The sequence below is a fragment of the Rhodococcus sp. 5G237 genome (assembly GCF_053764735.1).
Genome location: NZ_JBSNCD010000009.1, coordinates 1 through 12,782 on the forward strand (window position 1 = coordinate 1; position 12,782 = coordinate 12,782).

13 protein-coding genes are annotated in these 12,782 nt (G+C 68.9%); 3 read left to right on the top strand and 10 right to left on the bottom strand.

Going from position 1 to position 12,782, the window contains the following annotated elements; genetic code table 11:
• Nucleotides 1–161: 161 nt before the first annotated feature.
• Entirely contained in the window at nucleotides 162–1,271 is a 1,110-nt protein-coding gene (rlmN, locus tag ACWPOC_RS20460; RefSeq protein WP_016691228.1) for a 23S rRNA (adenine(2503)-C(2))-methyltransferase RlmN, read from the bottom strand.
• Between the two features lie 136 nt (nucleotides 1,272–1,407).
• Here rlmN and ACWPOC_RS20465 point away from each other — a divergent pair, with 136 nt between their 5' ends.
• The gene (locus ACWPOC_RS20465; RefSeq protein WP_455409243.1) at nucleotides 1,408–2,247 is read left to right on the top strand and encodes an HpcH/HpaI aldolase/citrate lyase family protein; all 840 of its coding nucleotides are present in this window, start codon (nucleotides 1,408–1,410) and stop codon (nucleotides 2,245–2,247) included.
• A gap of 6 nt (nucleotides 2,248–2,253) precedes the next feature.
• Here ACWPOC_RS20465 and ACWPOC_RS20470 read toward each other — a convergent pair whose 3' ends face one another.
• The 6 genes from ACWPOC_RS20470 to rpsB form a co-directional block, all read right to left on the bottom strand.
• Nucleotides 2,254–2,997, bottom strand: a complete 744-nt coding sequence (locus ACWPOC_RS20470) for a class I SAM-dependent methyltransferase (RefSeq protein WP_455409244.1) — start codon at nucleotides 2,995–2,997, stop codon at nucleotides 2,254–2,256.
• Between the two features lie 7 nt (nucleotides 2,998–3,004).
• Complete coding sequence (locus ACWPOC_RS20475; RefSeq protein WP_071934800.1) at nucleotides 3,005–3,943, bottom strand: phosphatidate cytidylyltransferase; 939 nt, start codon at nucleotides 3,941–3,943, stop codon at nucleotides 3,005–3,007.
• 2 nt (nucleotides 3,944–3,945) lie between these two features.
• Nucleotides 3,946–4,503 carry a ribosome recycling factor gene (gene frr / locus ACWPOC_RS20480; protein WP_024100638.1) on the bottom strand — a complete coding sequence of 186 codons (558 nt, stop codon included), beginning with the start codon at nucleotides 4,501–4,503 and terminating at the stop codon, nucleotides 3,946–3,948.
• A gap of 28 nt (nucleotides 4,504–4,531) precedes the next feature.
• Nucleotides 4,532–5,260 carry a UMP kinase gene (gene pyrH / locus ACWPOC_RS20485; protein WP_006550976.1) on the bottom strand — a complete coding sequence of 243 codons (729 nt, stop codon included), beginning with the start codon at nucleotides 5,258–5,260 and terminating at the stop codon, nucleotides 4,532–4,534.
• A 197-nt stretch (nucleotides 5,261–5,457) separates the two neighbouring features.
• The gene (gene tsf / locus ACWPOC_RS20490; RefSeq protein ID WP_006550975.1) at nucleotides 5,458–6,282 is read right to left on the bottom strand and encodes a translation elongation factor Ts; all 825 of its coding nucleotides are present in this window, start codon (nucleotides 6,280–6,282) and stop codon (nucleotides 5,458–5,460) included.
• 130 nt (nucleotides 6,283–6,412) lie between these two features.
• Nucleotides 6,413–7,255 carry a 30S ribosomal protein S2 gene (rpsB, locus tag ACWPOC_RS20495; RefSeq protein WP_060650992.1) on the bottom strand — a complete coding sequence of 281 codons (843 nt, stop codon included), beginning with the start codon at nucleotides 7,253–7,255 and terminating at the stop codon, nucleotides 6,413–6,415.
• Nucleotides 7,256–7,563: 308 nt separating this feature from the next.
• Between rpsB and ACWPOC_RS20500 the strand changes: the two genes are divergently transcribed.
• Nucleotides 7,564–8,067: a M23 family metallopeptidase gene (locus ACWPOC_RS20500; RefSeq protein WP_120282261.1), complete on the top strand. Its 504-nt coding sequence runs from the start codon at nucleotides 7,564–7,566 to the stop codon at nucleotides 8,065–8,067.
• 7 nt (nucleotides 8,068–8,074) lie between these two features.
• Here the strand turns inward: ACWPOC_RS20500 and ACWPOC_RS20505 are convergent, their stop codons facing one another.
• The gene (locus ACWPOC_RS20505) at nucleotides 8,075–9,634 is read right to left on the bottom strand and encodes an AAA family ATPase (protein ID WP_455409245.1); all 1,560 of its coding nucleotides are present in this window, start codon (nucleotides 9,632–9,634) and stop codon (nucleotides 8,075–8,077) included.
• Nucleotides 9,635–9,700: 66 nt separating this feature from the next.
• Nucleotides 9,701–10,639, bottom strand: a complete 939-nt coding sequence (locus tag ACWPOC_RS20510; protein WP_071934797.1) for a tyrosine recombinase XerC — start codon at nucleotides 10,637–10,639, stop codon at nucleotides 9,701–9,703.
• Nucleotides 10,640–10,724: 85 nt separating this feature from the next.
• On the opposite strand from ACWPOC_RS20510, the gene ACWPOC_RS20515 reads away from it, so the two are divergent.
• Nucleotides 10,725–11,912, top strand: a complete 1,188-nt coding sequence (locus ACWPOC_RS20515) for a multidrug effflux MFS transporter (protein WP_071934796.1) — start codon at nucleotides 10,725–10,727, stop codon at nucleotides 11,910–11,912.
• Nucleotides 11,913–11,928: 16 nt separating this feature from the next.
• On the opposite strand, the gene ACWPOC_RS20520 is transcribed toward ACWPOC_RS20515, so the two are convergent.
• Entirely contained in the window at nucleotides 11,929–12,693 is a 765-nt protein-coding gene (locus ACWPOC_RS20520; protein WP_120282259.1) for a siderophore-interacting protein, read from the bottom strand.
• Between the last annotated feature and the right edge of the window lie 89 nt (nucleotides 12,694–12,782).

Here is a 12,782-nt window from a genome sequence, read left to right on the forward strand (position 1 = left end):
CCTTGACCGGAATACCGGCGTTGACCAATCGCGTGAGTTGGTTACCGAATCGGTCGCAGTCCTCCTGAAACGACATGATCGTCGCAACCTCTCGTTGAGAGTGTTGCGACGATCATGTGAACCCGCCAATTCTCCGGACGGGCCCTTTCGTGTCTGTCGGCTCAGCCTTCCGCGGCGAGCTGACCGCACGCTGCGGCAATCTCCTGGCCGCGGGTGTCGCGGACGGTGCACGACACGCCCTGGGCCTGCACGCGCCGCACGAACTCGCGTTCGACGTCCTTCGGGCTGGCATCCCACTCGCTGCCCGGGGTGGGGTTGAGCGGGATGAGGTTCACGTGCACGAGCGACCCGAGAGCCTTGTGAAGCTTCTTACCGAGCATGTCGGCGCGCCACGGCTGGTCGTTGACGTCGCGGATGAGGGCGTACTCGATCGAGACGCGCCGGCCGGTCTTGTCGGCGTAGTACCGCGCCGCCTCGAGGACCTCGGCGACCGACCACCGGTTGTTGACCGGGACGAGGGTGTCGCGCAGTTCGTCGTCCGGGGTGTGCAGCGACACCGCGAGGGTGACGCTGAGTCCTTCGTCGGCGAGGCGGCGGATGGCCGGTGCGAGTCCCACCGTGGAGACGGTGACCGAACGCTGCGACAGACCGAGGCCTTCGGGCGCAGGTGAGGTGATGCGCCGCACCGCCGCGACCACGCGCTTGTAGTTCGCGAGCGGCTCGCCCATGCCCATGAACACGACGTTCGACAGCCGTCCTGGTCCGCCGGCGACGTCGCCGTCGCGCAGGGCAGCGGCGGCCGCGCGCACCTGGTCGACGATCTCGGCCGTGGACAGGTTGCGGTCGAGACCACCCTGGCCGGTCGCGCAGAACGGGCATGCCATGCCGCATCCGGCCTGGCTGGAGATGCACAGCGTGGCGCGGTCGGGATAGCGCATGAGGACGCTCTCGAGCAGGGTGCCGTCGTGGGCGCGCCACAGGGTCTTGCGGGTCTCGCCTCCGTCGCACGCGATGTGCCGGACCGCGCTGAGCAGAGGCGGGAACAACGCCTCCCCCACCTTGTCGCGGACGGCGGCGGGCAGATCGGTCATCTTCGCCGGATCGGCCTCGAGCCGCCCGTAGTACTGGCGGGCGAGCTGGTCGGCGCGGAAGGCCGGAAGCCCCAGTTCGCGCACCGCATCACGACGCTGATCTGCGTCGAGGTCGGCGAGATGGCGCGGCGGAAGACCACGCTTGGGTGCATCGAAGACCAGGGGCAGGGAAGAAGCCATAATCACCTATTGTCCCATGATCCGGGACGGATGGGTCCGGGCGTTGCTGTGATACTCGCCCCCATTCCCGGGCCGGTGTCACCGGTCGGTCTCCCTCACGCCGAGTCGCCCGGGCGCGGAGGGGGAATACGGGAGCATGGACATCATGACCGGTCTCGTCGCTCCCGAAGTCGCACGCTCGTGGTTGCTCGTTCCGGGCCGCTCCCCCGATCTCTTCGACGCCGCCGCCGACTCGCCCGCGGATGCGGTGGTGCTCGACCTCGAGGACGCCGTACCTGCCGCGGCCAAACCCGCTGCTCGCAAGGGCATCGTGGCGTGGCTGCGCGAGGGTGGGAAGGCCTGGGTGCGGGTCAACGACGCCACCACGTCGTTCTGGGCCGACGATCTCGCCGCGCTCGCCGGCCTCCCGGGCCTGCAGGGCGTCATGCTCGCGAAGGCGGAGAGTGGTCACCAGGTCGAGGCCACCGCAGATCTGCTGCCGGAGGGCACGCGCATCCTCGTGTTGATCGAGTCGGCGATGGGTCTCGAGGCGGCTCCCGAGATCGCCCGTGCGGAGGGCACCTTCCGCCTGGTCTTCGGCAGCGGCGACTTCCGGCGCGACACCGGCATGAGCGACAGCCCGATGGCGTTGGCGTACGCGCGGTCGAGGTTGGTCATCACGAGCCGCGCCGCGCGCCTGCCGGGACCCATCGACGGACCCACACTCAGCGACGACCCCGAGGTCCTCGAACGTGAGGCCGAGCTGACCCGCTCGATGGGGATGACCGGCAAATTGTGCATGACCGGCGAACGCGCGTCGTACGCGAACGTGGCTCTGAGCCCGAACAGCACGGACGTGGACTGGGCGGAAGGCATCATCGACAAGCTCGGTGAGGACGGGCGCAACGTCCGCGACGGCAGCGACCTGCCGAACCTCGCGAAGGCGAAGAAGATCAGCGAGCTGGCGCGGATGTTCGGTATCGGCCGGTCGCGCTGACCGCTCTCAGTTCAGTTCCAGGCCGAGGGGTCTGCGGCGCACGTGCAGCCGGTAGCGGACGGTGAGCGTCGTGCCGGGTGTCTCCCGGATCGCCCGGGTCGCGACGCATGGTGCGAATTCGATGCCGAGCACCCGCTCGAGGGTCGCGCGGTCCGGAAACTTCCACAGCGTGTCGATGCGGCGCAGATCGAATCCCTGCGCCTCGAAGAACGCCTCGACCGCGGCCGGGTCGTAGTGCGGCAGGTCGTCGCGCATCCAGTCGCCGTAGGGATGGGCGGTGGCGTCGAGATCGACGACGGCGAGCGCGCCGCCCGGACGCAGCACACGCATCGCCTCGAGGATTCCGGCGCCGCACCCCGGGCCGAAGAAGTAGGCGGTGCGGGCGTGGACGAGATCGACCGAAGCGTCGGGCAGCGGCATGTGAGCCGCGGAGCCTTCCGTCACGGTGACCGACGGAAGACCGTCCACGCGGATGCGGGCCGCGGCGACCAGCGGCGGATGCGGTTCGATCCCGGTCACCGTGCGTGCGTCGGCCGCGAACATCGGAAGGTGGAAACCCGAACCGCACCCGACGTCGACGACGTCGCGGCCGGTCCAGTCCGCGGCCTCCCGCAGCGCCGCGTACACGGCGCCGCGGGGATCCTGCGCGCGGTTCTCCTCCTCGTACACCTCGGGCCAGTGCCAGATGTTGGGGCTGGCGATCACACCACTCCCCGACTTCGGCGCACGAAGCTTCGACGAACGCACCATCGGGCGACTACACGAAGGCCGTGAGGATCAGCCAGGTGACGAAGGCCGACGGCAGGATCGAGTCGAGCCGGTCCATGATGCCGCCGTGGCCGGGCAGCAGGGTGCCCATGTCCTTGATGCCGAGATCCCGCTTGACCTGCGACTCGATGAGATCGCCGGCCGTCGCCGTCACCACGAGCACGGCGCCGAGCAGCAGACCGGCCCACCACGGGCCGTCGAGCAGGAAGACGACGGTGAGGACACCGACCGCGATGCAGGCCACCAACGACCCGGCGAAACCTTCCCACGACTTCTTCGGGCTGATCGCCGGGACCATCGGGTGCTTGCCGAACAGGACACCCGAGGCGTAGCCACCGATGTCCGACGCGACACAGACGAGCATCAGGCAGAACACGCGCTGGGCGCCTTGATCCTCGAGGACCATGAGGGTCGCGAACGACGCCAGCAGCGGCAACCAGGCCGCGACGAAGACCGCGACCGCGGTGTCGCGCAGGTAGTTGCGCGGTTGCGCGACGAGACCGTGGTCGAACAGGCGCCACAGCATCGTCACGACGACCGTGCCTGCGAACGCACCGAGCACACCCGTCGTGCCGTACGGCCACCCGAGCCAGATCATCGCCTGACCACCTGCCAGCAACGGCAGTCTGGGGACGAGCACGTCCGCCTCGCGCAGACGCTTGGTGACCTCCCAGGTCGCGATGCCGATGGCGATCGCGACGACGGCGAGCCACGCCTTCGGGGCGAACAGCAGGATCCCGATGACGAGCGCGCCCAGACCACCGCCGACCGCGAAAGCGGCCGGCAGGTCGCGTCCCGCCCGTGAGGGTTTCTTCACCGGCTCCGACGCGGGGTCGGGGGCCGGTGCCGGGTCTGCAGGGGTGGCACCGGAGTCGGCTCCGGCACCGAGTGGAAGCTGCGGGTCGGAGGACCCGTCGGCTCGACCCACTGTCAGACCTCCATCAGTTCGGCTTCCTTGTGCTTGATCAACTCGTCGATCTGACCGACGTACTTGGCGGTCGTCTTGTCGAGTTCCTTCTCGGCGCGGTTCACGTCGTCCTCGCCGGCCTCGCCGTCCTTCTGGATACGTCCGAGTTCCTCCATCGCCTTGCGGCGGACGTTGCGCACGGCGACCTTGGCGTCCTCACCCTTGGCCTTGGCCTGCTTGACGAGTTCGCGACGACGCTCCTCGGTGAGCTGCGGGACCGAGATGCGGATGATGTTGCCGTCATTGGTGGGGTTGACACCGAGATCGGAGTTGCGGATCGCGGTCTCGATCGCGTTCAGCTGCGAGGCCTCGTACGGCTTGACGATGACCATGCGCGCCTCGGGAACATTGATGCTGGCGATCTGCGTGATCGGCGTGGGAGCCCCGTAGTAGTCGACGACGATGCGGTTGAACATGCCCGGGTTCGCGCGACCGGTCCGGATGCCACCCAGATCGTCCCGGGCCACCGTGACGGCCTTCTCCATCTTCTCTTCTGCTTCGAAGAGGGCTTCATCGATCACGGCAGTTCCTCCATGTTCCGTTGTCCGTTCATGACCGTACGAGTGTTCCGATCTTCTCACCGGCGATGGCTCGGGCGATATTGCCCTTGGTCAGCAGATTGAAGACCATGATCGGCATGGCGTTGTCCATGCACAGGCTGAAGGCGGTCGCGTCGGCGACCTTGAGGCCCTGCTCGATGACCTCGCGATGGGTGATCTCCTCGAACAGCACCGCATCCGGGTTCGTGCGGGGGTCGTCGGAGTAGACGCCGTCCACGGCCTTCGCCATGAGGACGACCTCGGCTCCGATCTCGAGGGCGCGCTGCGCGGCGGTGGTGTCGGTGGAGAAGTACGGCATGCCCATGCCGGCACCGAAGATGACCACACGCCCCTTCTCGAGGTGGCGGCGCGCACGCAGCGGCAGGTAGGGCTCGGCGACCTGCCCCATCGTGATGGCGGTCTGCACGCGGGTGTCGATGCCTTCCTTCTCCAGGAAGTCCTGCAGCGCAAGGGAGTTCATGACCGTGCCGAGCATGCCCATGTAATCGGACCGCGCGCGTTCGAGACCGCGCTGCTGGAGTTCGGCGCCGCGGAAGAAGTTGCCGCCACCGATCACGACGGCGACCTCGGCGCCACCGCGCACGACCTCCGCGATCTGCTGGGCCACCGTCGTCACCACGTCCGGATCGAGTCCGACCTTGCCGCCGCCGAACATCTCGCCGCCGAGCTTGAGCAGTACCCGGCGGAATCCGGGCCGATCGTGGGCGTGGTCGGACATGACTCTCCTCTGGTTGCGCATGAATCGGCCCTTATCATCCTGCCTCATCCGCTCGAGGGAACCGAGATCGGGCGGATAGACACGCCACACCTGTCACCGCGCAGCACGCGCGAGCGCCTCCGTGCCCCGAGGCGGCGTGGCCCGACACACCTCGACCCCGCCGGTAGCAGCACCGACGGGGTCGTGGAGTGGAAGAACTAGCTGGCGCCGACCTCGAAACGCACGAAGCGGACGACGTTCGCGCCGGCCTCGTCGAGGATCGCCTTGACGGTCTTCTTCGAGTCCGTCACGGACGCCTGCTCGAGCAGGACGACGTCCTTGAAGTAGCCGTTGACGCGGCCTTCGACGATCTTCGGCAGAGCCTGCTCCGGCTTGCCCTCGGCCTTGGCGGTCTCCTCGGCGATACGACGCTCGTTGGCGACGATGTCCTCGGGAACCTCGTCACGGGTGACGTACTTGGCCTTCAGAGCGGCGATCTGCATCGCGGCAGCGCGAGCGGCCTCGGCAGCAGCGTCGCCCTCACCGGTGTACTCGACGAGCACGCCGACGGACGGCGGCAGGTCGGAAGCACGCTTGTGCAGGTAGACGGCGGTCTGACCGTCGAATGCGGCAACGCGACGCAGCTCGAGCTTCTCGCCGATCTTCGCGGACAGCTCCTGGACGAGGGCGTCGACGGTCTTGCCATCGGCCTCGACGGCCTTGAGCGCCTCGACGTCGTTCGCGCGGGCCTGTGCGGCAGCGGTGACGACCTTGTCGGCGAGAGCCTGGAACTCGTCGTTCTTGGCGACGAAGTCGGTCTCGGAGTTCAGCTCGACGAGAACGCCGTCCTTGGCGACGACGAGGCCCTCGGCGGTGGAGCGCTCGGCGCGCTTGCCCACGTCCTTGGCACCCTTGATGCGCAGCTGCTCGACGGCCTTGTCGAAGTCGCCGTCGTTGTCGGCGAGAGCGTTCTTGCAGTCCAGCATTCCGGAGCCGGTGAGCTCACGGAGACGCTTGACGTCGGCGGCGGTGTAGTTCGCCATGGAAGCGAGCCTCCTGTGTCTGTGGTGGAAAAGTCTCTGGGGGCGGCCCTATCGCGCGGATGAGCTCGGGCCGCGATGCGACGGCCCCGACCAGGATCTCTCGATCGGAAGGTCGGGGCCGGGCAACGAATCAGGCCTCGGGGGCCGCGTCTGCTGCGGGGGCTGCGTCCGCTGCGGGCGCCTCGGCGTCGGCGGCGGGGGTGGCCTGCGCGAGCAGCTCCTGCTCCCACTCGGCGAGAGGCTCGGCGCCGGCCTCGGGCTTGGCCTCGGCGTCGCTGCTCTTGCCGGCGCGGGCCTGCAGGCCCTCGGCGACGGCGGAAGCGACGACCTTGGTCAGCAGCGCCGCGGAACGGATCGCGTCGTCGTTACCCGGGATCGGGTAGTCGACGAGGTCCGGATCGCAGTTGGTGTCGAGGATCGCGATGACCGGGATGTTCAGCTTGCGGGCCTCACCGACGGCGATGTGCTCCTTGTTGGTGTCGACGACCCAGATCGCCGACGGAACCTTCGCCATGTCGCGGATGCCGCCGAGGGTGCGCTCCAGCTTGTTCTTCTCACGCGTGAGCATGAGGATTTCCTTCTTGGTGCGTCCCTCGAAGCCACCGGTCTGCTCCATCGACTCGAGCTCCTTCAGGCGCTGCAGGCGCTTGTGGACGGTCGAGAAGTTGGTGAGCATACCGCCGAGCCAGCGCTGGTTCACGTAGGGCATGCCCACGCGGGTGGCCTCTTCGGCGATGGATTCCTGCGCCTGCTTCTTGGTGCCGACGAACAGCACGGTTCCACCGTGAGCGACGGTCTCCTTGACGAACTCGTACGCCTTGTCGATGTACGTCAGGGTCTGCTGCAGGTCGATGATGTAGATGCCGTTGCGGTCGGTGAAGATGAACCGCTTCATCTTCGGGTTCCAGCGACGGGTCTGGTGTCCGAAGTGGGCGCCGCTGTCGAGCAGCTGCCGCATAGTCACAACAGGCATGCCTGTTTCTCTCTTTCGTGTCGGTTTCCGCGGTGGATCTTCCGATCCCCGCCCTGGCGTCCACATGCCCGTCGAACCCTTGCGGGACCGGCCGACGGCCATTTCCGATGCGGCCCGGAGAAACGGGTCGGCATCGATGCGCGGACGCGCGAAGTCGATCTGCGTATACAGACCGCCCGACAAGTGTACGCGGAGCAGGCGCGGATCCCTAACCGGGAGTCACCGGACCTGTGGACGGATCCGGGGCTGTCCACAGATCGCGTCGCCCCCCTGGTGCGCAGGGACTCCGATTCACGAGGCTGAAGAGCATGGTCCTCGCCGCGCCCCTCCGGACGTTCGCCGTCGTGATCGCCGCGTTCGTCGTGCTCGCCGCCGTCCCGGGAACCGGATCGGCCGACGCCGGGCGGTTCGTGTGGCCGCTCGAGCCCCGGCCGTCCGTGAGCCGGCAGTTCGACCCGCCCGAGCAGAACTGGCTCCCCGGTCACCGCGGTGTCGACCTCGACACGCGTGTGGGGCAGACCGTCGTGGCCGCCGGTGACGGCGTCGTCGCGTTCGCCGGTGTCGTGGCCGGAAAACCCGTGGTCTCCATCGATCACGAGGGCGGGCTGCGCACCACCTACGAGCCGGTCGAGGCATCGGTCGCCGCGGGTCGCCGGGTGACGAGGGGCGATCCGATCGGCACCGTCGTCGCCGGTCACGAGGGCTGCGTCTCCCCCGCGTGCCTGCACTGGGGACTGCGTCGCGGCCGCGACGACTATCTCGACCCGCTGCCCCTCGTCGAGCGCCCGGTGATCCGCCTGTTGCCGGTATGACGCCCGGCTAACGCCCCGCGTGTCGACCCGACAGTGCGGGGAAGTCGTCGGCGACCATCGCGGCGAGTTCGACGAACGCCGTGCGGGTCGCGGGGCGGAGTCGTTCGAGATCGATCTCGGCTCCCTCGGCGAGATGCTCGTCGAAGGGCAGCACCTTCACCGCCCGGCACCGCGCGAGGAAATGTGCGGTCAGCGCGTCCATGTCGATGCTCGCCGCACCCGGCCGCGGCGAACTGATCACCACGACCGTGCGTTCGACCAGGTCGGAGTAACCGTGCGCCTGCAGCCAGTCGAGCGTCGCAGCCGCACTCCGCGCCGCATCGACAGCAGGCGAGGCGACGAGAACGAGGGTGTTCGCCAGGTCCAGCACGCCGCGCATGACCGAGTGCATGATCCCGGTCCCGCAGTCGGTGAGGATCACGTTGTAGTAGACCTGCAGGATGTCGACGACGCGCCGGTAGTCCTCCTCGCTGAACGCTTCCGAGGCAGCGGGATCGCGTTCGCTCGCGAGCACTTCGAGCCGGCTCGGCGCCTGCGATGTGTGGGCCCGCACGTCCGAGTACCGGCGGATGTTCGACGCGTTCGCGAGCAGGTCCCGCACCGTCGAGGTGGTCTGCTGCGGAATCCGCTGCCCGAGGGTGCCGAAGTCCGGATTCGCGTCGACGGCGATGACGCAGTCGCCGCGCAGCGACGCGAACGTCGACCCGAGCCCGACGGTCGTGGTGGTCTTCCCCACCCCACCCTTCAGGGACAGCACCGCGATCCGGTAGTCGCCCGGGATCGGCTGGCGGATCCGGGCGACGAGCTCCTCGCGGCGCTCACTGCCTCCTCCGTCGAGCCTGCCGCCGGTCAGCCGGTCGACCCGCTCCCGCCACCGCCGCGTGGAACGCCGTGACCTGCGGACGAGCACGCCCGAGGCGAGGTCGACGTTCGACGGCTGATGGTCGAACCGATGGGCCTCGTGTTGCAGGTCGTCGACCGTAGCGTCTGCTCTTGCCGGTAGCGGGGCGGGGACCGATGCGTGCCCGGGGTCGAGCGGACCGGATACGACCTCCGTCGCCTCCGGGCTCGCCACCTCCGACTCCGGCGCAGGTGCAGGTGCAGGTGCAGGTGCAGGTGCAGGTGCAGGTGCCCCAGTCTCGGGCTGTGTCTCCACGACTTCGGGTGCCGGCTCTGAGAAGACAGGCTCGGGCTCGGGTTCGGTCACGGCCTCCGGAACCGCCGCATCAGGTTCCGCCGAAACCGCCGCCTCGAGCTCCGACGGTGGGAGCACCGGATTCTCGGGTCGCGCCGGTTCGTGCGCGACGAGCGGTCCGGACGACTCCGGCTCCGGGTCGTCTGCGCTGATCCGGGGCCGCAACGCCATACCGAGAGGCACCGAAGCCGTCATCTCGAGCGGAGCGGAGGGAGTGGGCGGAGTCGCACCGTCGCCGGACGGAGTGGAGGGACCGGGCGTCTCGGCGCCTCTGGCCGCGCGGCGGAGGCCGCGTCGCGCATGGTCGCTTCCGGATTCCGGTGGGTCCTGCAGCCAGGCGGGCACGGCAGGACCCGGTTCGTTGCGTCTCATCTGTTCCCCCGATTCGATGGTGCCGGCGCACGCTATCAAACCGGGACGGCTTCTCGGGCAGGCCGATCAGGCGCGGGGATGGGCCTGATCGTGCGCGGCGCGCAGGCGCGCCACCGACACGTGTGTGTAGAGCTGCGTGGTGGCCAGACTCGAATGGCCCAGCACCTCCTGGACCACGCGCAGGTCCGCTCCCCCTTCGAGCAGGTGCGTCGCAGCGCTGTGCCGCAGGCCGTGCGGCGCGAGGTCGGGTGCGCCCGGCACCGACGAGACGGCGTCGTGCACCACCGACCGCACCTGCCGCTGATCGATCCGGCCGCCGCGCTTGCCCAGCAGCAGCGCCGCACCCGACGACGGTCGTGCGAGATGCGGGCGTCCGTGACGCAGCCACGCGTCGAGCGCCTCGGCCGCGGGACCGCCGTAAGGGACGATCCGTTCCTTGTCGCCCTTGCCGAGAACCCGGACGACCCGCCGCTCGGCGTCGACGTCGTCGATATCGACGGCGCACAGCTCACCGACCCTGATTCCGGTGGCATAGAGCAACTCGACGATCGCCCGGTCACGCAGTGCGACGGGATCGCGTTCACGCGCACCGGATTTCGCGGCCTCCATGATCTCCAGTGCCTGGTCGTCGCGGAGCACGGCGGGCAGTGACCGATGCGGACGTGGCGAGACGAGACGCGTCGCCGGGTCGGCGTCGAGCCGCCGGGTGCGCACGAGCCATGCCGTGAAGACGCGTGCCGACGAGGTGCGCCGCGCGAGCGTGGTGCGGGCCGCTCCCGCCGCCACCATCCCGGCGAGCCAGGACCGCATCAGATCGAGATCGAGGTCGGTGATGCGCGCGTCGGGATCCCGGTCCGCAAGATGCTGCAACAGCGAGCGGATGTCGGTGCGATAGGCGCGGATCGTGTGTTCCGAACGGTTGCCTTCGAGGCGGAGGTGGTCGACGAAGTCCCCGAGGTGCACGTCCAGCGTCGCCGGGAGCATGTCGGATTCGTTGCCTCGCATGGGTCTACCGTGCGGCACGACCGGCTCGGGTGCAACGACCCGCGCCGACTAAGGTGCTTTCGTGAACAAAACGATCCCGGTACCGATGTTGTGCGCCCTGGCGTTGCTGTCGGCGATCGCGCCGCTCGCCACGGACATGTACCTCCCGGGACTTCCCGTCATGGCGGAGAGCCTGGGCAGTTCGACCGTGGGCGTCCAGCTCACACTCACGACGTTCATGGCGGGTCTCGGGCTCGGCCAGCTGCTCGTGGGTCCCCTCTCGGACGGCTGGGGCCGGCGACGACTGATCCTCGCCGGCACGATCGTCCTGGCGGTGAGCAGCGCGATCTGCGCGATGGCACCCACCGTCGAGATCCTGATCGCGGCGCGTCTGGTCCAGGGATTCAGCGGCGGAACAGGCATCGTCCTCGCGCGTGCGGTCATCGCCGACCGGGCGCGAGGCAATCAGGCCGCCAAGCTGTTCAGCCTGATGATGATCATCGGCGGCATCGCGCCCGTCGCCGCTCCCCTACTCGGTGGCGTGCTGCTGGGGCCGATCGGGTGGCGCGGCATCTTCTGGGTGCTCACCGGCCTGGCCGTTCTGATGGCCGTCGGCGCCTTCGCGTTCGTCCCGGAGACCCTGCCGCCGGAGAAGCGGCACGGCGGCGGTCTGAAGACGATGGCCGGCAACTTCGGGTACGTCCTCCGGCAGCGACGCTTCGTCGGTTACGCCGCCGCCATGGCCCTGGGATTCGGCGCGATGTTCTCGTACATCTCTGCCTCGCCGTTCGTCACCCAGAACATCCTCGGTCTGAGCCCGGGCCAGTTCTCGATGGTGTTCGCCGTGAACTCGGCCGGTCTCGTGCTGGCCAACGCCGTCAACACCCGCCTCATCGGCCGGTTCGAGGTGCGGACGCTGCTGCTCTTCGGTGTGACCACCATGTTCACGGCAGGGGCGCTGCTGTTGCTGACGATGGTCGTCGTCGGCTACGTCGCAGTGCTGATCCTGCCGCTGCTGTTCGTCGCGATCAGCATGATGGGCCTGACGCTGGGCAACGCCACCGCGCTGGCCCAGTCACAGGTCCCGAAGGCGGCCGGTACGGGCTCCGCCGTGATCGGTGCCTCTCAGTTCGGTCTCGCTGCCGTGGTCTCCCCGCTCGTCGGGCTCGGCGGCGAAGGCACCGGTATCCCGATGGCCGTCGCCATCGTGGTCTGCTCGGGACTCGCGCTCACCTCCGCGGCGGTGCTGGCGCGCGACTCGGCCTCGGTGCCGGCGCGCGAGTCCGCGAGCTGACCCGAACCGCCGGCCGTCAGTTGCTCTCGACGGCCGCCAGTTCGCTCTTCCACACGCGGAAACCCTCCTCGGTGCGTCCGCGACGCCAGTAACCCGAGATCGACGCGCGTGCCGGCGGTACGGCCCGTTCCTTCCGCAGGTACGGACGGATGTGCTTCATGACGGCCTCGGCTTCACCGTGCACGAAGACCTGCACGTCGCCTCCCGGCCAGGGCAGGGCCCTCACCGCGGCGACGAGGGGCGAGTTGCCGTCGATCAGGTCGGCACCGGCGTCACCGGCCGCGACACCGCGATGGAGCCACGTGATGTCCATTCCCGCCGGGGCGTCGAGTTTCAGTTCGTCGCCGGGACCGATGACCTCCAGGAAGACCGCCCCACGCGCGTCGGCGGGCAGGTCCTCGAGCGCAGCCGCGATCGCGGGGATCGCGGTCTCGTCGCCGGCGAGCAGATGGAAGTCGGCGGAGCGATCGGGCCGGTATCCCGCGCCGGGTCCCCGCACCACGACCTGCGCGCCCGGTTGCACCGAGCGAGCCCACGGGCCCGCGACACCCTCGTCGCCGTGCACGACGAAGTCGATCCAGATCTCCCGGGCGTCCGAGTCCACGCGCCGGACGGTGTAGGTGCGGACGACCGTCTCCTCCCCCGCGGGCAGCTCGATCTTCACGTAGCTGTCGGTCTCCGCGCGGGCCTGGAACTCGCCGAAGCCGTCTCCGCCGAGCACGACGCGGACGAAGTGCTCGCCGATCGCCTCGGTCCGCAGGACCGTGAGTGTTGTCCCCATGGGCGCTTTCCGTGCCACCGAACCTCCTATTAGGGTTACCTATTCTCGCGTCACCGTACTCTGTCGCGGGGTGCGGCGGGAAAGTCACG

Excerpts from the sequence above, each read along its gene's own strand:
- ACWPOC_RS20510 (WP_071934797.1), bottom strand. The coding sequence starts at position 10,639 with ATGCGAGGCAACGAATCCGACATGCTCCCGGCGACGCTGGACGTGCAC.
- ACWPOC_RS20505 (WP_455409245.1), bottom strand. The coding sequence starts at position 9,634 with ATGAGACGCAACGAACCGGGTCCTGCCGTGCCCGCCTGGCTGCAGGAC.
- ACWPOC_RS20470 (WP_455409244.1), bottom strand. The coding sequence starts at position 2,997 with ATGGTGCGTTCGTCGAAGCTTCGTGCGCCGAAGTCGGGGAGTGGTGTG.
- rlmN (WP_016691228.1), bottom strand. The coding sequence starts at position 1,271 with ATGGCTTCTTCCCTGCCCCTGGTCTTCGATGCACCCAAGCGTGGTCTT.
- pyrH (WP_006550976.1), bottom strand. The coding sequence starts at position 5,260 with ATGTCCGACCACGCCCACGATCGGCCCGGATTCCGCCGGGTACTGCTC.
- rpsB (WP_060650992.1), bottom strand. The coding sequence starts at position 7,255 with ATGCCTGTTGTGACTATGCGGCAGCTGCTCGACAGCGGCGCCCACTTC.
- ACWPOC_RS20500 (WP_120282261.1), top strand. The coding sequence starts at position 7,564 with ATGGTCCTCGCCGCGCCCCTCCGGACGTTCGCCGTCGTGATCGCCGCG.
- ACWPOC_RS20465 (WP_455409243.1), top strand. The coding sequence starts at position 1,408 with ATGGACATCATGACCGGTCTCGTCGCTCCCGAAGTCGCACGCTCGTGG.
- ACWPOC_RS20515 (WP_071934796.1), top strand. The coding sequence starts at position 10,725 with ATGTTGTGCGCCCTGGCGTTGCTGTCGGCGATCGCGCCGCTCGCCACG.
- tsf (WP_006550975.1), bottom strand. The coding sequence starts at position 6,282 with ATGGCGAACTACACCGCCGCCGACGTCAAGCGTCTCCGTGAGCTCACC.
- ACWPOC_RS20520 (WP_120282259.1), bottom strand. The coding sequence starts at position 12,693 with ATGGGGACAACACTCACGGTCCTGCGGACCGAGGCGATCGGCGAGCAC.